The 21,047-nt window shown below is 72.2% G+C and carries 17 protein-coding genes and 1 pseudogene; 10 read left to right on the top strand and 8 right to left on the bottom strand.

Annotated features, from left to right (window positions below; translation table 11 throughout):
• Positions 1 to 680, bottom strand: a 680-nt coding sequence (locus tag E1182_RS18540) for a lytic polysaccharide monooxygenase (RefSeq protein WP_371687562.1), incomplete at its 3' end; no start/stop codon positions are given.
• Positions 681 to 1,535: 855 nt separating this feature from the next.
• Between E1182_RS18540 and E1182_RS18535 the strand changes: the two genes are divergently transcribed.
• From E1182_RS18535 to E1182_RS18495, 9 genes are all read left to right on the top strand, one after another.
• Positions 1,536 to 3,665, top strand: a complete 2,130-nt coding sequence (locus E1182_RS18535; RefSeq protein WP_132266951.1) for a hypothetical protein — start codon at positions 1,536 to 1,538, stop codon at positions 3,663 to 3,665.
• A 47-nt stretch (positions 3,666 to 3,712) separates the two neighbouring features.
• The gene (gene pelF / locus E1182_RS18530) at positions 3,713 to 5,416 is read left to right on the top strand and encodes a GT4 family glycosyltransferase PelF (protein WP_132266949.1); all 1,704 of its coding nucleotides are present in this window, start codon (positions 3,713 to 3,715) and stop codon (positions 5,414 to 5,416) included.
• On the top strand, positions 5,413 to 6,900 hold the full coding sequence (locus E1182_RS18525; RefSeq protein WP_132266947.1) for a hypothetical protein: 1,488 nt from the start codon (positions 5,413 to 5,415) through the stop codon (positions 6,898 to 6,900). Before pelF ends, E1182_RS18525 begins: the two co-directional genes overlap by 4 nt.
• 37 nt (positions 6,901 to 6,937) lie before the next feature.
• Complete coding sequence (locus tag E1182_RS18520; RefSeq protein WP_243706295.1) at positions 6,938 to 7,735, top strand: sugar phosphate nucleotidyltransferase; 798 nt, start codon at positions 6,938 to 6,940, stop codon at positions 7,733 to 7,735.
• On the top strand, positions 7,732 to 8,628 hold the full coding sequence (locus tag E1182_RS18515; RefSeq protein ID WP_132266943.1) for an NAD(P)-dependent oxidoreductase: 897 nt from the start codon (positions 7,732 to 7,734) through the stop codon (positions 8,626 to 8,628). Before E1182_RS18520 ends, E1182_RS18515 begins: the two co-directional genes overlap by 4 nt.
• Positions 8,625 to 9,713, top strand: a complete 1,089-nt coding sequence (locus tag E1182_RS18510) for an endo alpha-1,4 polygalactosaminidase (protein ID WP_243706294.1) — start codon at positions 8,625 to 8,627, stop codon at positions 9,711 to 9,713. The genes E1182_RS18515 and E1182_RS18510 overlap by 4 nt, the downstream gene beginning before the upstream one ends.
• Before the next feature lie 85 nt (positions 9,714 to 9,798).
• Positions 9,799 to 11,205, top strand: a complete 1,407-nt coding sequence (locus E1182_RS18505) for a nucleotide sugar dehydrogenase (RefSeq protein WP_132266940.1) — start codon at positions 9,799 to 9,801, stop codon at positions 11,203 to 11,205.
• Complete coding sequence (locus tag E1182_RS18500) at positions 11,202 to 12,167, top strand: NAD(P)-dependent oxidoreductase (protein WP_132266938.1); 966 nt, start codon at positions 11,202 to 11,204, stop codon at positions 12,165 to 12,167. The genes E1182_RS18505 and E1182_RS18500 overlap by 4 nt, the downstream gene beginning before the upstream one ends.
• Positions 12,167 to 12,859 (top strand): hypothetical protein, encoded by a 693-nt coding sequence (locus E1182_RS18495; RefSeq protein WP_243706293.1) that lies wholly within the window; start codon positions 12,167 to 12,169, stop codon positions 12,857 to 12,859. Before E1182_RS18500 ends, E1182_RS18495 begins: the two co-directional genes overlap by 1 nt.
• An 89-nt stretch (positions 12,860 to 12,948) precedes the next feature.
• On the opposite strand, the gene mnhG is transcribed toward E1182_RS18495, so the two are convergent.
• The 6 genes from mnhG to E1182_RS18465 are packed head-to-tail and all read right to left on the bottom strand — an operon-like array spanning position 12,949 to position 19,108.
• The gene (gene mnhG, locus E1182_RS18490) at positions 12,949 to 13,356 is read right to left on the bottom strand and encodes a monovalent cation/H(+) antiporter subunit G (protein WP_132266934.1); all 408 of its coding nucleotides are present in this window, start codon (positions 13,354 to 13,356) and stop codon (positions 12,949 to 12,951) included.
• Complete coding sequence (locus E1182_RS18485) at positions 13,353 to 13,616, bottom strand: monovalent cation/H+ antiporter complex subunit F (protein ID WP_132266931.1); 264 nt, start codon at positions 13,614 to 13,616, stop codon at positions 13,353 to 13,355. The genes mnhG and E1182_RS18485 overlap by 4 nt, the downstream gene beginning before the upstream one ends.
• Positions 13,613 to 14,233, bottom strand: a complete 621-nt coding sequence (locus tag E1182_RS18480) for a Na+/H+ antiporter subunit E (protein WP_132266929.1) — start codon at positions 14,231 to 14,233, stop codon at positions 13,613 to 13,615. The genes E1182_RS18485 and E1182_RS18480 overlap by 4 nt, the downstream gene beginning before the upstream one ends.
• Positions 14,234 to 14,244: 11 nt before the next feature.
• Entirely contained in the window at positions 14,245 to 15,816 is a 1,572-nt protein-coding gene (locus E1182_RS18475) for a Na+/H+ antiporter subunit D (RefSeq protein ID WP_132266927.1), read from the bottom strand.
• Positions 15,813 to 16,277 carry a Na(+)/H(+) antiporter subunit C gene (locus E1182_RS18470; RefSeq protein WP_132266924.1) on the bottom strand — a complete coding sequence of 155 codons (465 nt, stop codon included), beginning with the start codon at positions 16,275 to 16,277 and terminating at the stop codon, positions 15,813 to 15,815. Before E1182_RS18470 ends, E1182_RS18475 begins: the two co-directional genes overlap by 4 nt.
• Positions 16,274 to 19,108, bottom strand: coding sequence for a Na+/H+ antiporter subunit A (locus E1182_RS18465; RefSeq protein WP_132266922.1), 2,835 nt, complete (start codon positions 19,106 to 19,108; stop codon positions 16,274 to 16,276). Before E1182_RS18465 ends, E1182_RS18470 begins: the two co-directional genes overlap by 4 nt.
• Positions 19,109 to 19,280: 172 nt before the next feature.
• Here E1182_RS18465 and E1182_RS18460 point away from each other — a divergent pair, with 172 nt between their 5' ends.
• Entirely contained in the window at positions 19,281 to 20,708 is a 1,428-nt protein-coding gene (locus E1182_RS18460; RefSeq protein WP_243706292.1) for a serine/threonine-protein kinase, read from the top strand.
• 21 nt (positions 20,709 to 20,729) lie between these two features.
• Here the strand turns inward: E1182_RS18460 and E1182_RS31195 are convergent.
• Positions 20,730 to 21,047 (bottom strand): annotated as a pseudogene (locus E1182_RS31195) (hypothetical protein); the annotation flags it as partial.

Genomic DNA, 21,047 nt, shown 5'->3' with positions numbered 1-21,047 from the left:
TCGCTGCACAGGTAGTACGACTGGTCCGCGTGGCTGGCCTGCCAGATGGTGTAGACGATGTGCCGGCCGGTGCGGCCCGGGGCGTCGGCCGGGATCTGGATGGACACGCCCTGGCTCTCGCGGGTCCACCGGGAGGCGGGGGTGTTGCCGATCTGGCCGACCAGTTCCAGGTCGCTCCAGGCCAGAGGCTTGGACAGGGCGTTGAATCCCTGCCTGGTCACGTACACCCGGATGTAGTCGGCGCCGTGGCTGGCCTGGTCCCAGAGCTTGACCCGGAAGTTGTTGGCGACGGTGGTGGTTTTCCATGCCCCGACGGCGTCCAGTGAGTTGTACCGGCCGTCGCCGGTGCGGCCGGCGCTGCACAGTTGGCCGTCGGGGATGGCGCCCTGGTGGTTGCCGGCGACGCCCTCGCGGTACAGGCCGTTCCAGTTCCACATGGCCGAGGTGTTGTGCTGCCAGGCCTGCCAGCACATCGGATCCTCGGTGGCCATCCGGGGATTCTGGAAGTCGTTGCCCCACCGCTGCCAACAGCCGTAGTTGCGGGACGCGGGGTCGACCACGGATCCGTGGGCGGCGGCCGGATCGGCCAGGGTGATGGTCAGCAGCAGTACGGCGACCGTGCCGACGGTGGACAGCCACGTCGCGAGGTGGATGCGACGCGAGCGGATGATGGTGGACACAGAGCCCTCCAGGGGAAGAGGTCGGACGACGACGCCCGGACGACCGGGAGTTGCCCCGCTCCCGTGCCGGCACGTGTGGCTCCCGCTGCGGCTCTGTGGGACAGAGTCCCACAAGCATCGAAGTCGGTCAATTGATGGGTGTTTGGCTGTCGTCTCGTCGGCCTTCGTCCGGAACCGGCGGCTCCTGGCTCTGCTCGAGCGCGTCCGCGCAGGGGTCGGCGGGCGCGTTGGCAAGTTGCATTCGGCAATTCCGGCGACCGGAATACGCAATTTTGCCGCAGTCGCCTACGGGGTCGGTGGCGGAGTCGGCCGTGCAGTTGATGTCCTGTCGAATCCGGCGGTGCCGGCATCGCCTCGGAAGTTCTGTCGCAAAAAGCAGAACTCCTCCCGACGGCACCGAGTCGGCCTCGCGGCGGGGAGGTTCGTGCCGGAGTTACGGCAATGGGTGGAACGTGCAATTTTTATTCCCCGTATGGCCGGGTCGGTTGCTCGTCAAACCTCACTGTCGGGTAACCGACAGAATGCGCTCCGTTACCTTGCCTCGTGTGTGGCAGGAGGGGCTGATGGTGTCCGGAGCGGTGCCGAAGGCCTGTCGCCAGCGCCACGAGGTCGCTCCTAATGCGCATCTGCGAGACTGCTCGCGTTGCCGTACCTACCATGCAAAATCCAACGAGGTGCCGCATCTCCGGCACGGCCGAAAGTGTTTCGCTACCATTCTGCGGCGCTGGCGTCAATGTTGTATGCGCAACAGGCGGCGTACTTTTCCGACGGTGCACCGAATTGGCGCACATCGCTCTCTGGGTAGTGGTCCATGATGGACCACGACTCGGTCGTCTCCACATCGGAGGTCAGTAGATGGTCCCCACCGGACCTGCGCGCCGCGCCACCCGACTCGTCCTCGCCGGGCTGACCGCACTCGCGGTCGTGCTGGGTACCCAGGCCCCCGTCCATGCTCGACCCGCGCCGGTGCCGAGCCAGCCCTTCACCGCACCAGGAAAGGCCGCCGACCAGAAGCAGGCCCGGCCCGGCCCGCTGCCCACCCGGTCCGGCACCGTCCGGGTCACCGCGCCCCGGCCGACCGCGAGCAGCAGCGGCGTCGGCACCCAGGCGGCCAACGACCGCGTCGCGCTCCGGGCGCTGATCGTGGCCACCAACCCGGAGGACTTCGGCGTACCCACGCTCAAGACCACTCTCGACCGGGTCGGCGCCGCGTACGACGTCCTCTACACCGCCACCGAGACGGTCACCCCCAGCACCCTCGTCCGCCCCGACGGCGTCGGCAGGTACAACGCGATCCTGCTCACCAACAGCATGCAGCTCTACGCGTCCGGCGGTGCCTACCTCAGTGGCCTGACCCCCACCGAGTGGAACACCCTCTGGGCCTACGAGCGCAACTTCCGGGTCCGGCAGGCTGCCCTCTACACCAGCCACGGAACCTGGCCGGAGGACTACTGCCTCACCTCCAAGGGCGAGGCCGCGGTCGGTGAGACGCCGCTGCCCGTCTCGCTCACCAGCTCCGGCGCGGCGGTCTTCGACTACCTTGCCAGTACCGCCCAGATCCCCGTGACGCACTCGTACGTCTACCGCACCGCGATCAAGGCCGGCTGCAACGCCGAGGCACTGATGACCAACGGCTCCGACGTGCTCGCCGTGCGCACCACGTCCACCGACGGTCGGGAGCGGATGGCCCTGACCTTCACCTCGAACCAGCACCTGCTCCACTCCGACCTGCTGGTCTACGGCCTGTTCCGGTGGACGAGCAAGGGCCTGTACTTCGGTGAGCGGAAGCACCACCTCAACGTCGACATCGACGACTGGTTCAACGCCTCGGACCACTACCACGAGGACGGCACGGTCGAGTACACCCCCGGCTACCAGGTCACCGGACACGACGCGGTCAACCTCGCCGCGCGGCAGACCGCGCTGCGGGCCGCGCACCCGAAGGCGGCCGGCTTCACCTTCAACATCGCCTACAACGGTGCCGACATCGATCCGTTCGCCGGTGACGCGTGCAGCCCCGACGGCGACGCCACCACGCTGACCGCCACCACGAAGTGCCTCAAGAACAGCTTCCGGTGGATCAACCACACGTTGAACCACCCCGAACTCAACCAGACCGACTACACCACGACGTACAACGAGATCAACGACAACCGGACGGCGGGCGCCTCGATCGGGCTCAACGTGCCCACCAGCGTCCTGAAGACCCCCGAGTACTCCGGCCTCGGTGTCTACAACGACGACCCGGACAACGACACCGGCCCGCCCACCGACCACGGCCTGGAGGCGTCCAACCCGGCGCTGCTGCAGGCCGCGGCGGATCTCGGCATCGACGTCCTGGCCGGCAACATGTCCTTCGCCAGCCACGTTCCCGCGCACCTCAACACCGGCAGGATGCACCCGCTGAACCCGGGCATCCTGGTCATGCCGTGCTGGCCGACGAACATCGCCTACCACACCACCACCCCGGCCGAGCAGACCCACTTCTACAACTCCTTCTACGGCCCCAACGGGCACTTCCCCTACTGGCCCACCGACCGCACCTACGCCCAGGTGCTCGACTACGAGACCGGCGTGGCGCTGCAACACGTGGCATCCGGGTCGATCTACCCGCACACCTTCCACATCGCGAACGTGCGCGACTACGGATCCGGCAGGACCCTGGTCACCGACTGGGTGGAGGAGGTCGTGAACAAGTACGACTCCTACTACTCGGTGCCGCTGCTGAACTCGGCCTGGCCGGACATCGCCGCGTACGGCAGGGCGCGTACCGCCCACTTCGCCGCGCTCGGCGCCGGTGTCGAGGCGGTCTACGACCGCAGCGCCGGCACCATCTCGGTGACCTCGCCGGCGGCCGGCACCGTGCGGCTGGGTGGCGTGACCGCGGCCACCGCGGGTGCCACCGCGTACGGCAGCGACGTCAGCGTCCCGGTGACGCTCGCCGCGGGCACCACCGTGACGTTCGACGCCGCTCCCCGCCCATGACCTCCGGCGGCGACACCCGGTGACGAGAAGCTGAACGGGGGCACCCGGTGAGGATCGCACTGGTCTCGGAAGGCACGTACCCCTACGCGATGGGCGGCGTGAGTGTCTGGTGCGAGCAGCTCATCCGTGGAATGCCGGAGTACCGGTGGGAGGTCGTGGCGCTCACCGTCGACGGCACCGAGAAACCGGTCTTCGACCGGCCGGCGAACCTGGACCGGGTGCACTCGATCCCGCTGTGGGGCGGACGGCCGCCGGGCCGCCGCCCCCGGCGCGGGATACCGCTGCCGTCCGGACGGCCCGGTGCCGGATTCATCGAGTCGTACGAGGTGTTCCTGCGGGCGCTGGTCACCCCGCTGGAGTCGACGCTCTCCCCGGCCGGCGAGGTCAACCGCAGCACCTTCCTGCTGGCCCTGCGGGGTATGTTCGAGTACGCGGCCACCGGCGGTGACCTGAGCGCGGGCCTGCTGTCCAACCAGGCCCTGGGGATGATGCTGGACGCCTGGCACGGCCTGCGGGCCGACGAGATCGGGCCGGCGCTCACCGTCGCCGACGCGCTGGAGGCGGCCTGGCTCATCTCGCACATGCTGCGCCCCCTGAGCGCTCCGCCGGTCCGGGCCGACATCGTGCACTCGTCGATGAACGGCCTCGCCGCGCTGGTCGCCATGACGGCGGCGTGGTCCCACGGCACCCCGTCGGTGCTCTCCGAACACGGCATCTACCTGCGGGAACGCTACATCTCGTACCTGCACGACACCGCGCCGCACGCGGTGCGGGTGCTGGTGCTGAGCTTCTTCCGTTCCCTGGCCGGTGCGGCGTACCTGATCACCGACGCGCTGGCGCCGCACTCGCAGTACAACCGGCGCTGGCAGTTGCACAACGGCGCCGATCCCGAGCGGATGTGGACGATGTACAACGGCGTCGACCCGGACGACTTCCCTCCGGCGGTCGGCGAACCGGAACTGCCCACCATCTCGTTCATGGGTCGCATCGACCCGCTGAAGGACCTGCACACCCTGATCCGCGCCTTCGCTCTGGTCCGCGCCGAGATCCCGGCCGCGAGGCTGCGCATCTTCGGCGGCACGCCAGCGGCCAACCAGGTCTACCACGCAAGTTGCCAGGCACTGATCGACGAACTCGGGCTGACCGGACACGCCACGCTGGAGGGCCGGGTCGGCAGCGCGGTCGAGGCGTACCACGCCGGCAGCCTGGTCGCGCTGACCAGCATCTCCGAGGGCTTCCCCTACACGGTGGTGGAGGCGATGGCCTGCGGACGGCCGACGGTGTGCACCAACGTCGGAGGCGTCGCCGAGGCGGTCGGCGACACCGGGATCGTCGTCGCGCCACGCGACGTCGCCGCGGTGGCCGCCGCCTGCGTGCGGCTGCTCAACGACCGGGAACTGCGGCTGCGGCTCGGTGCGGTCGCCCGGGCCCGGGTCCTGGAGCGGTTCACGCTGCAACGCTCGCTGCAGGCATACCGCGACATCTACCAACGGCTCACCGTGCCCCTGGCGGCGTCCCCGCCTCGGCGGCATCTGCGGGGCCAGGCCCAGGGCCGGGTCACCGTCCCGAACCAGGCGATCCGGCCCGGTGTGGCGGCCGTTCCGGCCCGGGTGCCCCGCCAGCGCGGACCCGAGCAGCACTCCGGGGCGGCCGCGGTGCCCGTCCCGCCCGGTGGGCCCGGCCGAGCCGAAGGCCCGGCGGAGCACCCCGGCGGAGTCGGCACGCTCCGATCGGTCGGCGATCCGCGATGACCCTCCTCAGCGACGACGACACCGGACCCGTCTGCGCCCCAGCGGCCCCCGCCGACGAGCCCGAACGCACCATCCTGCTGCCCAGGATCTCCACCGACCCGGTCGACGAGTTGGTCGAGCGGGTCCGGCCCCGGCTGGGCCGGGCGGTCGACGCGCTCCAGGTCGCCGCCGCGCTGGAGGCCGACGGGCACACCGACCGGACCGCACAGGTCGAGTACGGCTACCGCGACGTCTTCACCCTCGCCACCGAGGTCTTCCAGCGGATGGGGCCGCCGTTGCCGGAACCCGACGAGGCCGCCGTCGCGGTGGTGACCGGTGGCCGGTGGGCCGGCCTGCGGCCGGTCCTGCACGGGCCGCTCTACCTGCTGCCCAGCGCCGCCTTCCCGGCCGTGCTGATGGCCGTCGGGCGGCCGGGTCTGGTGCTCGGGATGGTTCTCGCCGGAACCGTCGGCTGGATCTGGTCGGGCGTGGCCGCGTACCTCGCCTACCGGCTGCTCGGTCACGGCCGGCCGCGCGCGGCGAGCCGGGTGCTGCGCTGGGCCGCGCTGACCGGGCTCCTGCTCGGGGTGGCACTCGGTGTCGCGGTGCTGCCGCTGGGCGGACTGCCGCTGGCCGTGATGATGGTCCTCCAGGTGGCGTACCAACTGGCCAGCACGCTGCTGATCTTCTACCGGCGGGAGGCGTGGCTGGCCGCGGCGATGATCCCGGCCGTCCTGTTCGGCACGGCCTATCTGCTCGTGGGCGGCGCGGCCCAGCGGTGGGCTGTGCTCGCGGCGGCCGGCTCCGTGCTGGCGGCGCTCGCCATCGCCCTGTGGGCGGCCCGACCGGCCGGCGACGCCGAGGAACCGACGCCGCCGACCGGGCTGCGTGCCCAGACACCCGCGCTGCTGGGCATCGCCGGCTACGGGCTCTGCGCGGCGGCCCTGCTGTTCCACGCGCAGGCGCCGTACCTGCTGACCCGGTTGGACATCGTGGCGGCCGCGGTGCCGTTGCTGCTGTCCATGGGGTACGTCGAGTGGCGCACCGGCCGGTTCTGGCCGGACATGGTCGCGCTGTCCCGGCGGGCCCGCCGGCCGGGGGAGTTCGTGGCCGGGGTGTGGCGCACCATCGGCCGGGAGTTCACGGCCTGCCTCGCGGTGCCGGCCCTGCTGGGCGCGGCGCTGCTGGCCGGCCTGGCCCAGGTGGGACTGCTCTCGGCCGCCGGAGCGGTGATGACAGCCGCGCACGTCGCACTGGCCGGCGCCTACTACCTGGCCTTCCTCCTGGCCGGACGGGGCCGCTACGGCTGGCTGTGCCTGTCCATGGCGGTGGTGATCGCGCTGCACATCGGAGTGGGCGCGCTGCTCGGTGTGGCGCCGCTGCTCGGGCAGGGCGGCTCCGCCCTCGCCGACACCTCGCTCTACCTGGGCAGCGTCGTGCTGCTCCAGGCGCTGTTCGCGCTCGGTCTGCTTCCGGTTATCGGGCAGATCCGGCACTACCGGTAGTTCATCCGAGACCATTGGGGAGGTCTGGTTGCACGCGGTGATCCTTGCCGGCGGCAAGGGGGTTCGGTTGCGGCCGTACACGACGGCGCTGCCGAAACCCCTGATGCCGATCGGCGACAGCCACTCGATCCTGCAGATCGTGCTCGACCAACTCGCCTCGCGCGGGTTCACCTCGGTGACCCTGGCGATCAACCATCTGGGCCCGCTGATTCGGGCCTACGTCGGAGACGGACGCCGGTGGGGCATCGCCGTCGACTACGTCGAGGAGGAACGGCCGCTGTCCACGGTCGGTCCGTTGTTCGGGCTCAAGGACCGGCTGCCCGACGAGTTCCTGGTGATGAACAGCGACGTCCTCACCGACCTGGACTACGCCGACCTGCTGCGCGCCCACACGCTCTCCGGGGCGGGACTGACGTTGGCGACCTCCGAGCGGGTGCACCGGATCGACTTCGGGGTACTCGACGTTGACGCCGGGCACATCGTCGGATTCCGGGAGAAGCCCACCCTGCGCTACCCGGTCAGCATGGGTGTGTACGCGATGTCGCGTAAAACGCTCGCACCGTACCCGCCCGGGCTCTCCTTCGGCTTCGACCAGCTGGTGCTGGATCTGCTGGCGGCGGGGCAGCGTCCGGCGTCGTACCCGTTCGACGGGTTCTGGCTGGACATCGGGCGACCCGAGGACTACGACGAGGCGAACCGGGCGTTCGCGCAGCTCAAACCGATTCTGCTGCCGGCGCTCCGGACGCCCGCCGATCCGGTGGCGGTCGATCCGGTGGCGGTCGACCCGGTCGCCACCGAGCGGGCCGGCACGGCACCGGCGGGAGGGCGGGCGTGACCCGGGTGCTGCTGTTCGGGGCGTCCGGCTTCATCGGTACGCACGTGCGTAGCGCACTGGAGTCGGACCCGCGGATCACCGAGGTGGAGTGCCCCGGCCGGGCCACCTACGACCTGCTGCACGGCACCCCGGAAGGGCTGGCGGCGTTGCTGCGCACGAGCGCTCCGGACGTCGTCGTCACCTGCGTGGGTGCCCTGGCCGGTTCCGTCGGGCAGTTGGTCGCGGCGAACACCGTGGTCGCGGCGAAGCTGCTCGACGCCGTCGCCACGGCAGCCCCCCGGGCCCGGCTGGTCCGGCTCGGCTCCGCCGGCGAGTACGGCGTCGTGCCGAAGGGGGTTGCGGTCACCGAGGAACAGCCGACGCGGCCGGTCAGCGCCTACGGTGTCAGCCATCTGGCCGCGACCCGGCTGTTCCAGCTCGCCGGCGAGTCCGGGCAGGCCGATGCGGTGTCGCTGCGGGTCTTCAACCCGATCGGCCCCGGCATGTCGGAGGAGAACCTGCTCGGCCGGGCGGCGGCGCGCATCCGCCACGCGGTGGCCGGCGGCGTCCCGGAGATCACCCTGGGTCCGCTGTCGGCGTACCGGGACTTCGTCGACGTGCGGGACGTGGCCGCACTGGTCGTCGCCGTGTCGCTCGCACCGCAGCTGCGGTACCGGGTGTTCAATGTCGGCAGTGGTCGAACGGTCACTGCGCGTGATGCCGTCGAGCTGCTGGCCGCCATGGCCGGGTACGGCGGCCGGATCCGGGAAACCGGCACCGGGCCGCAACGCTCGACCGCGGTCGACTGGATCCAGGCCGACGTCAGCCGGGCACGCCGGGAGTTGGGCTGGGCGCCGGGCCGCGACCTGGCCACGTCGATGAAGGACATCCTGGCCGCCGAGGAGGCGCGATGAAGCACGGTCCCTGCTGCGGCGGAGAGCCCCGGCGACGGTGGCCAATGGCCACCCGGGCCGGGGCGACCATGCTGGTGATGACCGTGGTGGGCGGGCTCGTCGCCTGCGGGTCGCAGACCGGACCACAGGCGAAACCCACCCCCGGCACCGCCACCGCCTCCGGGCCGGGTGCCAGTGCCCCCGCCCCGGGCGGCACCGTCGGCTCCGGGGCACGGCCGAGCCACCCGGCCACCGGCACGCCGGGCGGCGGCGTCCGCACACCGCCACCGCCCAGGACGGTCACCTCCCTGGCCTACCAACTGCAGGGGTACGCCGATGGCCGGCTCGACGCGCTGGCCCGCGAGCCCCACCAACTCGCCGTCATCGATCTGGCGAGGGACGCGCACACCGACTGGTTCACCGCCGCCGAGATCACCGCGCTGCGTCGTAGCGGCAAACGGGTGCTGGCGTACTTCGAGATCGGCAGCCTGGAGAACTTCCGCCCGGAGTATCCGGTCATCCGCCGCACCGCCCCGGACCTGCTGGCCAACGAGTGGACCCAGTGGCCGGGCGAGTACTTCGTGCAGTACTGGGACGCCCGCTGGTGGGACCGGGTGGTGCGACCCCGGGTGGACCAGGCGCTACGCGCCGGCTTCGACGGGGTCTACCTGGACACCCCGCTGGCCTACGAGGAGATCTCGTTGACCCACACCCGGGGCCGGGATCGGGCGCGGCTCGCCGCCGACATGGTCGCGCTGATCGCCCGAATCAGCACGTACGCCAAGGCCCGCCGTCCCGGCTTCCTGATCGTCCCGCAGAACTCGCCGGAACTTCGCGAGCAGCCGGGCTACACCGCCGCCATCGACGGCATCGGGATGGAGGAGCTCTTCTACCTGGCGACGGACGAGCCGTGCACCCGGGACTGGTGCGTGACGAACCTGGCGCACACCCGGGCGCTGCGCGACGCGGGCAAGTTCGTACTCGCCATCGACTACGCCGTACGGGCCGAGAACGTGCGGGCGGCCTGCCGCCGGTACCGCGCGGAACGGTTCGCCGGCACCGTCACCGTCCGGGAAGTCGACCGGCTCACCGCCCCCTGCGGCTGAGCCGCGCCGTCGTGGGCGGCCGGCCGCCCACGACGGACGGTCCGCCGCTGCGCGGACCACCCCTCCAGCAGAAAGGACGAGACGAATGCGCACAAAGGTCGGGGTCGTCGGCCTGGGCTACGTGGGGCTCACGCTCACCGTCGCGCTCGCCGAGAAGGGCTTCACCGTCTACGGCGCGGACGTGTCCCCAGCGGTCCTGGCGTCGCTGTCCCGGGGCCGGCCGCACATCTTCGAGCCCGGCGTCGAGGAGATTCTCGCCGCCCACGTCGGCCGGGACATCCACGTCGCCGCCGAACTGCCCCGCGACACCGTCGACGTGGCGGTGATCAGCGTGTCGACGCCGGTCGACAACATCACCCACCGACCGAACCTGGCGAACCTGGCCGCCGCCGCCCGCGCGGTCGCTGCCACCTGCCGTCCGGACACGCTGGTCGTGGTGCGCAGCACGGTGCCGGTGGGCGCCAGCCGCCGGGTGGTGCTGCCGGAGCTGCGGGCCGCCTGGGGTGAGCAGGTCCGGCTGGTGATGGCGCCGGAACGCACCATCCAGGGCCAGGCGCTGCGGGAACTCGTCGAGCTGCCCCAGGTGGTCGGCGGTCTGGACGTCGCCAGCCTCGCCGCCGGGGTCGAGTTCTTCGGCGGCCTGGCGCAGACTCTCGTCCCGGTCAGCGGCCTGGAGACCGCCGAGCTGGTGAAGCTCTCCAACAACTGCCACACCGACCTGATCTACTCCTTCGGCAACGAGGTCGCGCTCATCGCCGAACGGCACGGCCTCGACCCGCTGGAGGTGATCAGGGCAGCCAACGTCGACTATCCGCGTCCGGACCTCGCCAAACCGGGATACGTCGGCGGCGGCTGCCTCTCCAAGGACCCGTACATCATGATCGACAGTGCGGGCGACCGGGCGCCGTTCCTCGTCGGCCAGGCCCGGCAGCTCAACGAGTACCTGCCGGTGCATGTGGCGGAGACCGTGGTGCGGATGCTGGTGCAGGCGCGTGGGCACAGCCGGGGGGCGCGGCTGGCGGTGCTCGGCTGGGCGTACAAGGGCTGGCCGCCCACCGACGACATGCGCGGCACCCCGATCGCCACCATGATGCGGGTCTTCTCCGCCGCCGGCGTCACCGTCCTCGGCCACGACCCGATGGTGACCGACGACGTCATCCGCCAGTACGGGGGCGAGCCGGTCGGGGTGGACAAGGCGTTCACCGACGCCGACGCCGTTCTGATCATCAACGACCACCCGGACTACCGGGCGATCCGGATCCCGGAACTGCTCGGCGAGGGCCGGCCAGCGTTCATCTACGACTCGTGGCGGGTGCTCGACGCCGACGCGGTCACCGCCGCCGGGATCCGCTACGCCGGCCTCGGTTACCTTCCGCCCGCCCCGGAACCCGCACCCGCCGCGGCGTCCGCCACCCCGACGGCTTCCGGCGTGCCGGCGGCGTCCGCCACCGTCGCCGGGACGGCCCTCGCCGGGGAGGTGGCGCCGGCATGAGGGTGCTCCTGCTCGGCGGGGCCGGCTTCATCGGCCTGCACCTCGCCCGCCGCCTGGTGTCCGACGGGCACCAGGTGACGATTGTCGACGACTTCTCGCGCGGTCGCGACGACGCCGACCTCGACCGGCTGCGCGGCGAACCGGCCGTGCGGGTGGTCTCCGCCGACCTGACCGCCCCGGACACCTGGGCCACCCTGCCGTCGGGCTGGGACCAGATCTACCTGCTCGCCGCCGTGGTCGGCGTGCGTAACGTGGAGCAGGACCCGGCCCGGGTGGTCCGGACCAACACCCTGGTCGCGTTGCACCTGCTCGACTGGGTCGCCCCCGGCGAGCGGGTCTTCTTCGCCTCCACCAGCGAGGTCTACGCCGGCGGGGTGACCGCCGGGTGGGTGCCGGTGCCGACGCCGGAGAGCGTGCCGACCACCATCTCCGACATCACCGCGCCCCGGTTCGCCTACGCGGCCAGCAAACTCCTCGGCGAGGCCGCCTTCCTGCACACCGCCCGGGCCCGGGGTTTCGACACGGTGGTCGGCCGCTTCCACAACGTGTACGGCCCGCGGATGGGCGCCGACCACGTCATCCCGGAGATGTCCCTGCGCGCGCTGCGCGGCGTCGACCCGTTCCCGGTGCCCGGCGCCGACCAGTACCGGGCGTTCTGCCACGTGGACGACGCGGTCGAGGCCATGCTGCGGCTGATGGCCAACCCGGCCGCGGCAGGGCAGATCGTGCACATCGGCAACGACCGGGAGGAAACCAACATCGGCGACCTGGCCAAGCTGGTCCTCACCGTGGCCGGGGTGAGCCCGGTCATCGAGGCGGCGCCGGCACCGCCCGGTTCGGTCGCCCGCCGCTGCCCGGACCTGTCCCTCCTGCGGGCGCTGACCGGCTACGAACCGGCCGTCAGCCTGGAACAGGGTGTACGGAGCACCTTCTCCTGGTACCGGGAACACGGGGGGCGGTGATGAGCCGGCGCCCCATCTGCTTCTACTACGGCGACGGGCGGCTCGCCGACCTCGCCGGTTACCTGCGGGTGGTCCTGCAACCGGGCTTCTACCGGCCCGCCGAGCTGCGGCACCTCGCGCAGCAGGGCGTGCAGACCCTCGGCTACCTGTCACTGTCGGAGGATCAGGGCCCGCCCGCGCCCTGGCAGCGCCAGGAACGCAACCCCGACTGGGGCGGGGCGTTCGTCCACGTCGACCATCCGCTGTGGGTGGCGCACGTTGTCGGTGCGGCCAAGGCGGCGATCGCCGGTGGCTTCGCCGGGCTCTTCCTGGACACGCTCAACGTCGAGCTGACCTACCCCGAGGACGTGCCGCACCTGCTCACCCTGATCGCCGCCGTACGAGAGGAAGCCAGGCCGGCGTACCTGCTGGCCAACCGCGGGTTCGGCATGCTGCCCCGGCTGGCCGAACTCGTCGACGGCATCGTCTTCGAGTCCTTCTCGGCTCGCTGGACCGACGACGGCTACGCCCCGTGGCCGCCGGACGTGCTGGAGTTCCACGCCCAGATCGCCGAGCAACTGCTCCGGCTGGAGCTGGACCTGTACAGCCTGGACTACGCCGACAGCCCGGGGTTGGCCGACTTCGCCGAACGCCGTGCCCGCCAGTTCGGTCTCCAGTCCTTCGTCAGCGACCGCGCACTGTCTCGTACCTGACCCCGCTGTCTGCCCGTCGAGCCCACCTGCCACCGCCCGGCTCGGCGGGCAGGCGCGGCCCGGAGGACCGCCGGCGCAGGCGGTCGGCCTCAGCCGCGTCCCGGCGCCGAGGCCGCGTCGGACACCTCCGGACGGTCCGTGCGGTCGGCGCGGATCCGGTCGATGTGCGCGGCGAGTTCGTCGGTGAGCAGCAGGTCCCGGCGGATCTCGTCGTGCGGGTACGCGACCCGGCCCACCATGTGCGCCGCGACCGGGGCGGTGGCCAGCTGGAAGACCCCGACGAGCACGAGGGTGGTGATGTCCACCCCGGTACGCAGTCGCAGCGCGCACCCGAGCAGGACGAGCAGCAGCCCGAGGACCTGGGGCTTGGCCGCCGCGTGCATCCGGGAGAGCAGGTCCGGGAAGCGGATGAGGGCGACGCCGGCGGCGAGGCTGAGCAGCGCGCCGGCGATGAGGCAGCCGGCGGCGACGATGTCGAGAACGGCGTCGAGGGTCATTCCGGATCTCTCCGTACGGCGAAGCGGGCGACGCTCACCGAACCCACGAACCCGAGCACGGCGAGGACGACCAGTACGGGCAGGGCGGTGGCGTCGCGGCTGTAGGCGGCCTCGGTGGCGATGGCGGCCACGATGATGGCCAGCAGGACGTCGGTGGCGACGGCCCGGTCGAGGATCGACGGCCCGCGGATGATGCGTACGAGGGTGAGCCCGCTGGCCATGGTGAGCAGCGCGGTGACGGTGACGGCGACGACGGTCACGTCGGTGTCCCTTCCAGGTGGGTCGGCTCCGGTGGGCCGGCTGGGTCGGCCCGCGCCACGCGGCGTCGTTCCTCGGACGAACCGATGGCGGCGACGATCCGCGCTTCGAGGTCCAGCACGTCGCGGCGGAACCGCTGCACCTCGTCGAGGGTGCGGACCCCGAGGACGTGGACGTACAGGGTGCCGGTCCGCCGGTCGGCTTCGAGGATGAGGCTCCCGGGCACGAGGGACAACGCCTCGGCGGTGAGGGTGAGGTTGAGGTCGGTGTTCACCCGCAGCGGCACGGCGATGATCGCGCTGCGTGGCGTGTGCCCGAACCGTAGCGCCAGCCAGGCGATCTGGACGGAGGCGACCACGAGGTCCCGGAGGAACCGCGACCAGAAGCGGGCCAGCGGTACCGGACGGATCCGGCCGGCGAAGGTCACCGGCGGCAACGGGAAGGCCGCCAGCAGCACGACGGCGACCAACAGGCCACCGATCAGGTTCGCCCAGGTGAAGGTGCCCCACAACAACACCCAGACCAGGACCAGGCCGGTCACGGCGACGAGACGGTTGCGTCGTCGGGCGCGGCGGGTCAGCGGTGGGTTGGTCGGCTCGGCGGGGCTCGCCGGGGTCATCGGGGCACCGGTCACGGGGCACCGTCCGGAAACACGGCCTCGACGTACGGGGTGCGGCGCAGCAGGTCGTCGGCGGCGTCGGTGCTGAGCGCGAACAGTGGCCCGGCCGCCACGGTCAACGCCAGCCCGAGCCCGACCAGTACGGCGGTGGGCGCGATCATCAGCCGGGGCAGTACGGCGACCGCGTGGGGAGCGTCGTCGTGCGGCTGCTCGGCGCCGGCGGTACCGGCCGCCCGGGCGGCGTCGCCCGGGGCGGGCATGTCCGGGTGCGGCGCGCGCCAGAAGGCGAGGTTCCACACCCGGGCGATGGCGTAGAGGGTGAGCAGGCTGGTCAGCAGGCCACCGGCGACGAGCGTCCACGCCAGTGGCCCGCCGTCTGCCACGCCCGCTTGGACCAGGCCGAGCTTGCCCAGGAACCCGGAGAACGGCGGGATGCCGGCCAGATTCAGGGCGGGTACGAAGAACAGCACCGCCAGCAGCGGCGACACGCGCGCCAACCCACCGAGGCGGTCCAGCGCGGTGCTGCCGCCCCGCCGCTCGACCAGGCCGGCGGCGAGGAACAGGGTGGTCTGGATGGTGATGTGGTGCACCACGTAGAAGATCGCCGCGGACAGGCCGAGCGAGGTGGTCAGGCCGACGCCGAACAGCATGTAGCCGATGTGACTGACCAGGGTGAACGACAGCAGCCGCTTGATGTCCGACTGGGCCACCGCACCGAGGATGCCGACCACCATGGTCAGCGCCGCGGCCACCAGCAGCAGGTCGGCGGTGCGGCCACCGGGAAACAGCAGCGTCTCGGTGCGGATGATCGCGTACACGCCGACCTTGGTGAGCAGGCCGGCGAAGACGGCGGTGACCGGAGCCGGCGCGGTCGGGTAGCTGTCCGGTAGCCAGGCCGACAGCGGGAACACCGCGGCCTTGATACCGAAGGCCAGCAGCAGCATGGCCTGCAGGACCAGCCGCAGGTCGTCCGGCAGGGCGTCGAGGCGGTCGGCGAGCTGGGCCAGGTTGAGGGTGCCGGTCGAGGCGTAGACCAGGCCGATGGCCACCAGGAAGATCAGCGACGAGAGCAGGCTCACCACGACGTACGTGGTGCCGGCCCGGATCCGCGTCTCGGTGCTGCCGAGGGTCAGCAGCACGTAGCTGGCGACCAGCAGGATCTCGAAACCGACGTAGAGGTTGAACAGGTCACCGGAGAGGAACGCGTTGCACACGCCGGCGGTCAGCACCAGGTAGGTGGGGTGGTAGACCGACAGGGGCGTCTCCTCGTTGCCGTCGGCCATGCCCTGCCCGATGGAGTACACCAGTACGCAGAGGGTGACCGCCGCCGAGACGACGAGCATCAGCGCGGCGAGCTGGTCGGCGACCAGCACGATGCCCAGCGGCGCGACCCAGCCGCCGACCTCGACGACCAGTGGCCCGTGCAGCGACGACCGCACCAGCAGCGTGCCGGCGACCGCCACGGTGGCGGTGAGGACGGTGAGGCTGACCCACCGCTGGGCGTACGGCCGGCCGGCGAGCAGCAGGGTCAGGGCGGCGCCGAGCAGCGGCATCACCACCGGCAACGGGACGAGCCAGGTCATGCGCGTCCTCCCGGCGCGCCGGTGGCGGCCACCTGCTCTTCGGCGGGGTTCGACGCCGGGTCGTCGTCCCCGGCCTCGACGTCCGCGGTGCCGGGGCCCTCGTCGCGGTCGGCCAGCTCGACGATGCGGCGGTCCTCGACGTCGTCCTGCACCTCGTCGTGTCCGTTCAGGTGCCAGCTACGGTAGGCCAGGGCCAGCAGGAACGCGGTCATGCCGAGGGTGATGACGATGGCGGTCAGCACCATCGCCTGGGGAAGTGGGTCGGCCATGTCCTGCTCGGCGGTGGTGCCGACGATCGGCGCGCCACCGGAGCGGCCCCCGGTGAGCAGGAGCAGGTTGGCTCCGTTGCCGAGCAGGATGACGCCCATCAGTACCCGGGTGAGGCTGCGTTCCAGCAGCAACGTGACCCCGGCGGCGACGAGGACGCCGACGACCAGGACGTAGGTCAGGTTCGGGCTCACACCAACTCCTCCGTCCGGTGGCCGGCCGGTTCGCTCTCCCGCTGGTCGGTCTCCTGCTGGCGGTCCATCTCCGCGCCGAGGCTGCGCAGGATGTCCAGGACGAGGCCGACCACGATCAGGTAGACGCCGACGTCGAAGAAGACCGACGTGACGAAGTGGACATGCCCCAGGACGGGCACGTGGACGTCGAGCAGGGCGCTCTGCAGGAACTCGCCGCCCAGCACCATCGCGGCGAGGCCGGTACCGACCGCGACGAACAGCCCGGCGCCGAGCACCAGGCCGGCGTCCACCGGGGCCGCTCCGTTGAGTTCGGTACGCCCGCCGGCCAGGTACCGCACGGCCAGCCCGAGACCGGCGACCAGCCCGGCGGCGAAGCCGCCGCCGGGGGCGTTGTGGCCGGAGAAGAGCAGGTAGATCGAGAAGAGCACGATGGCGTGGAACAGCAGGCGGGTCACGACCTGGAGGATGACCGACTGCTGTCGTGCCGTGGCCCCGCTGGTGAGCCAGCGCGGTCGCACCGACTCGCTGCGGCCGACCCCCGGAATGCCGCTGCGCAGGTCCAGGTCCCGGGAGTGGCGGAAGATCAGGCTGGCCACCCCGGTGGCGGCCACCACCAGCACCGCGATCTCGCCCATGGTGTCCCAGGCCCGGATGTCCACCAGTGTCACGTTGACCACGTTTTTGCCGCCGCCGTAGGAGACGGCCTCGGCGGGGAAGCCGACCGAGACCGGGGTGGCCACCCGGGCCCCCGCCGCGACGTACGCCATTCCGGCCGCGACCACACCCACGACGACGCCCAGCGCGATCCGGCCCCGCCGGCCGGCCCGGGTGGGCCGCTCGGAGAACGTGGCGGGCAGCCGGCGCAGCACCAGCACGACCATGACGATCGTGACGGTCTCCACCAGGAACTGGGTCAGCGCCAGATCGGGGGCGCCGTGCAGGATGAACAACAGTGCGGTGCCGTAACCGGTCACGCCGACCAGGATCATCGCGGTCAGTCGGCGCCGGGCACGGGCGGCGGCCACCGCGGAGACGACGACCACGGCGGCGGCGACGGCCTGCAGGGGAGTGTCCCAGAGGTGGAACCGCCGGGGCCACGGCACGCCGGCCAGTAGTGCCCCGCCCGGCAGGACGACCAACACCAGCAGGATGACCCCCAGGTAGAACGGAAGGGAGCCGCGCTGGGTGGCGCCGGTGAGTTCCACCGCCGCCCGGTCGACGCCGCGGGCGAGCCGGTCGTGGACGGTGGCGCCGTCGAAGGGCAGCCGGACCAGGCGCGGTTGCCGCCGGTGCAGCAGCAGAAACACTCCGACACCGGCGGCGACCGCCAGGACGGAGAGGCCGAGCGCGGGAGTCAGCCCATGCCAGAGCGCGAGATGGTAGCCGGGCCCGGCGCCGGGATACAGGTCCGCGTACGGGGCGAGCACCCGGTCCACCGCCGGAGCGAGGGCGCCCGCCGCCAGGCCGGCGACGGCGAGCACCGCGGCCGGCCCGAGGAGCGGCCACCCGACCGGTCCGGGCCGGGCCAGCGGTACGTCGGGCTTCACGGTGAACGCGCCCCAGAGGAAACGCAGCGTGTACGCGACGGTCAGGGTCGAGCCGACCAGCACCCCGCCGAGCACCACCAGTTCGGTCGTGCCGCCGTGCAGGAACGCCTCGACCGCCGCCTCCTTGGCGACGAACCCGGCCATCGGTGGCAGACCGGCCATCGAGGCGGCGGCGAGCCCGGCCACCACCGTCAGCGCCGGCGCCCGCCGGCCCAGCCCACTGAGTTCGCGCAGGTCCCGGGTGCCGGCGACGTGGTCGACGACGCCGATCACGAGGAAGAGGGTGGCCTTGAACATGGCGTGGGCCAGCACCATCGCCACGCCGGCCAACGCGGTGTCCCGGGTGCCGGCGCCCAGGATCACCATCAGCAGGCCGAGCTGGCTGACCGTGCCGTAGGCGAGCAGCAGCTTCAGGTCGACCTGCCGCAGCGCCGCCCAGCCGCCGAGCAGCAGCGTCACCAGGCCACTGGCCAGCAGCACGGGCCGCCACGGCGTGGCTTCGGCCACCGCCGGCCCCAGCAGCGCGACGAGGAACACCCCCGCCTTCACCATCGCCGCGGCGTGCAGGTACGCGCTGACCGGCGTCGGCGCCGCCATCGCCCCCGGCAGCCAGAAACTGAACGGGAAGATCGCCGACTTGCTCAGCGCGCCGAGCAGCACCAGCACCAGGGCGACTGTGAGGTAGCCGCCGTCGGGCAGGTTGTCGGCGACCTCGGACCACCGGTACGTGCCGGCGTGCTGCCCGAGCATCACGAACCCGGCGAGCATCGCCAGCCCGCCCAGGGTGGTCACCAGCAGCGCCCGCATCGCCGCGTGCCGGCTGGCCCGCCGCGTCGGGTCGCTGCCGATCAGCAGGTACGAGAAGACGGTCGTCAGCTCCCAGAACACGTACAGCAGCAGCAGGTCGTCGGAGACCACCAGGCCCAGCATCGCCCCCGCGAACGCGACGAACACGGCCGCGAAGCGGCCGAGCCCCGGATCGTCGGAACGGAAGTAGTGCGCGGCGTACACCAGCACCAGGGCGCCGACCCCGCCGACGAGCAGCACCATCAACCAGGACAGCGTCCCCATCCGCAGGGCGATGTCCAGGCCGAGCTGCGGCACCCAGGTGACCGTCTCGACGACCGGCGTGCCGGAGCGAACCGTGCCGGTCTGGGTCAACGCCCAGCCGAGGGCGGCGGCGGGGACGCACGCCAGCAGGTGCAGCGCGCGCCGGCCCCAGAGACGTACCAGCGCCGGAGCGACCACGGCTGCAAGCGCATGGACAGCCACCAGTGCCAGCACACACCCTCCCCGGAGATCGACAGCTGGTGGCCCCAACCGTAGCCGCAGGAGGCGTCGCCGGCATCTCGCGTGACCGGCGTCGATGTGCCACGGGTGACCTGTCGTACCGGCGGCAGGCCCGTCCGGGTGGCGGTGGCGCGCGTGGGCGGACCGCGGCGGGTAGCGTGCACCTGTGCAACCACCCTCCGGTGCACGACCGGTCGAGATCGGCGGATGCCGGATCGAGCGCCTGCTGGGCGCGGGCGCGTTCGCCACCGTGTGGCTCGGGTTCGACCCCGCTCTGCGGGACTGGGTCGCGATCAAGGTGCTGGCTGAGAACTGGGCCAACGACCTGCGGATCCGGGAACGGTTCAGCCTGGAGGCGCGGCTGCTGCGGCAGGTGGACAGCCCACGGCTGATCCGGGTGCACACGGTGGGCGAGCTCGCCGACGGACGACCGTACATCGTCATGGAGTGGGCCACCGGCGGTAGCCTGCGCGACCTGCTGGAGGCGGGGGACGTCCACACCGACACGGCCTTGCGCATCCTGTGCCAGGTGGCCGCCGCGGTCGCCGATCTGCACAGCCGGGGCATCGTGCACCGGGACCTGACGCCGGGCAACGTGCTGCTGTGCCTGCCGCGACCCGGCGACACCACTGCCGCCACCACCGGCGGACCCGCGCCGCCGGACCCGCCCGCCGTACCCGCCGCCGACGCGGAAGCCTGGTCGGGCGGACGAATCGTGGTCGCCGACCTCGGCCTGGCCAAGGCGATGGCCGCCGCGTCCGGGCTGACCGCCCGCGCCGGCACCCCCGGCTACATGGCCCCCGAGCAGGACGACCCGTCGTCGACCGTCGACGAGCGGGCCGACGTGTACGGGCTGGGCCGGCTCGGCCTGCGGCTCTTCGGCTCGGCCGGGCCGTCGGCGGGCGTGGCCGCCGTCCTGACCCGGGCCACCGCACCGGCGCCGGCCGACCGGTACCGCGACGCGGACGCGTTCGCGCGGGCGCTGGCCGAGGCGGTCACCTCCGGTGACCGACCGGAGCGCCGCCGCCGGCGGCGGGGACGTCACCGGCGGGTGGCCCTCGCGCTGGTCCTGGCCGCTGTCACGGCGGCCGGGGTGGTGGCGGTCGACCTCTGGCGGGACCGTCCGGTCGGGGTGGCCACCGACGCCAGCGGGCGGATCAGCGTACGGCTGCCGCCCGGTTGGCGGGCGGAGGGCGCCGGCTGGGCAGGCCGCCCCGCGTCCCGCGGCGGCCTGGCACCGGCCATGGTGATCTCACCCGACCCGGGGCACTGGGTCACCGACCCCGAGGTGCCCGGCGCGTTCATCGGCCTGTCCGACACCCGGGAGGCGGCCACCGACCCGGCCGGTTTCCTCGCCGGACACACCCACCCGCGGTGCCGCGCCGACCCGGTGCGGACCGCCCGCCGGGCCGACCTGGAGTGGACCATCGCCCGGTACGCCGGATGCCCGGCCGGCAAACCGGTCATCGTCGAGGCTGCCGCCCTGCTCACCGGCGGTGCCACGCTCGCGTACGTGCAGGTGACCCCGCCGGACGGGGCGAGCGTGACCTTCGTCGACGACCTGCTGGACTCGATGGCGCTGCGGGCGGGATGACCGCCCGCGACGCGAAACCGGTCAGCGGACGACGACCCGGATCGTGTGTGCGCTCGGATACGTCAGGGTGATCGACACCGTGCCGGTCTCGACCAGCTGGCAGTTGTAGATGCCGGCCTCGTAGCGGCAGACCGCCAAGCCGGGCGGCGTCGCGGTCAACTCCTCCGGGCCGACGTTGCGAACACGCAGCACCCCGCCGACCGCGATACACAGCGACCGGGGCCGGTCGGCGGTGTCGGCGCCGTCGATCTCGTACACCACCGGGCCGAGACAGGCCGAGGTGGTACGCGGTGGTGTCGTCGGGCGGGTCGTCCTGGTGGGGGTGGGTGCGCCGGGACG

It is taken from the genome of Micromonospora sp. KC721 (assembly GCF_004348355.1).
Taxonomy (GTDB): domain Bacteria; phylum Actinomycetota; class Actinomycetes; order Mycobacteriales; family Micromonosporaceae; genus Micromonospora.
Note: the sequence above shows the minus strand (reverse complement) of the source record. Positions and strands in the feature narration are given on the sequence as shown.

Coding starts and splice junctions, on each gene's coding strand:
- E1182_RS18535 (WP_132266951.1), top strand. CDS start 1,536: ATGGTCCCCACCGGACCTGCGCGCCGCGCCACCCGACTCGTCCTCGCC.
- E1182_RS18505 (WP_132266940.1), top strand. CDS start 9,799: ATGCGCACAAAGGTCGGGGTCGTCGGCCTGGGCTACGTGGGGCTCACG.
- E1182_RS18525 (WP_132266947.1), top strand. CDS start 5,413: ATGACCCTCCTCAGCGACGACGACACCGGACCCGTCTGCGCCCCAGCG.
- E1182_RS18480 (WP_132266929.1), bottom strand. CDS start 14,233: ATGACCCCGGCGAGCCCCGCCGAGCCGACCAACCCACCGCTGACCCGC.
- mnhG (WP_132266934.1), bottom strand. CDS start 13,356: ATGACCCTCGACGCCGTTCTCGACATCGTCGCCGCCGGCTGCCTCATC.
- E1182_RS18495 (WP_243706293.1), top strand. CDS start 12,167: ATGAGCCGGCGCCCCATCTGCTTCTACTACGGCGACGGGCGGCTCGCC.
- E1182_RS18475 (WP_132266927.1), bottom strand. CDS start 15,816: ATGACCTGGCTCGTCCCGTTGCCGGTGGTGATGCCGCTGCTCGGCGCC.
- E1182_RS18510 (WP_243706294.1), top strand. CDS start 8,625: ATGAAGCACGGTCCCTGCTGCGGCGGAGAGCCCCGGCGACGGTGGCCA.
- E1182_RS18500 (WP_132266938.1), top strand. CDS start 11,202: ATGAGGGTGCTCCTGCTCGGCGGGGCCGGCTTCATCGGCCTGCACCTC.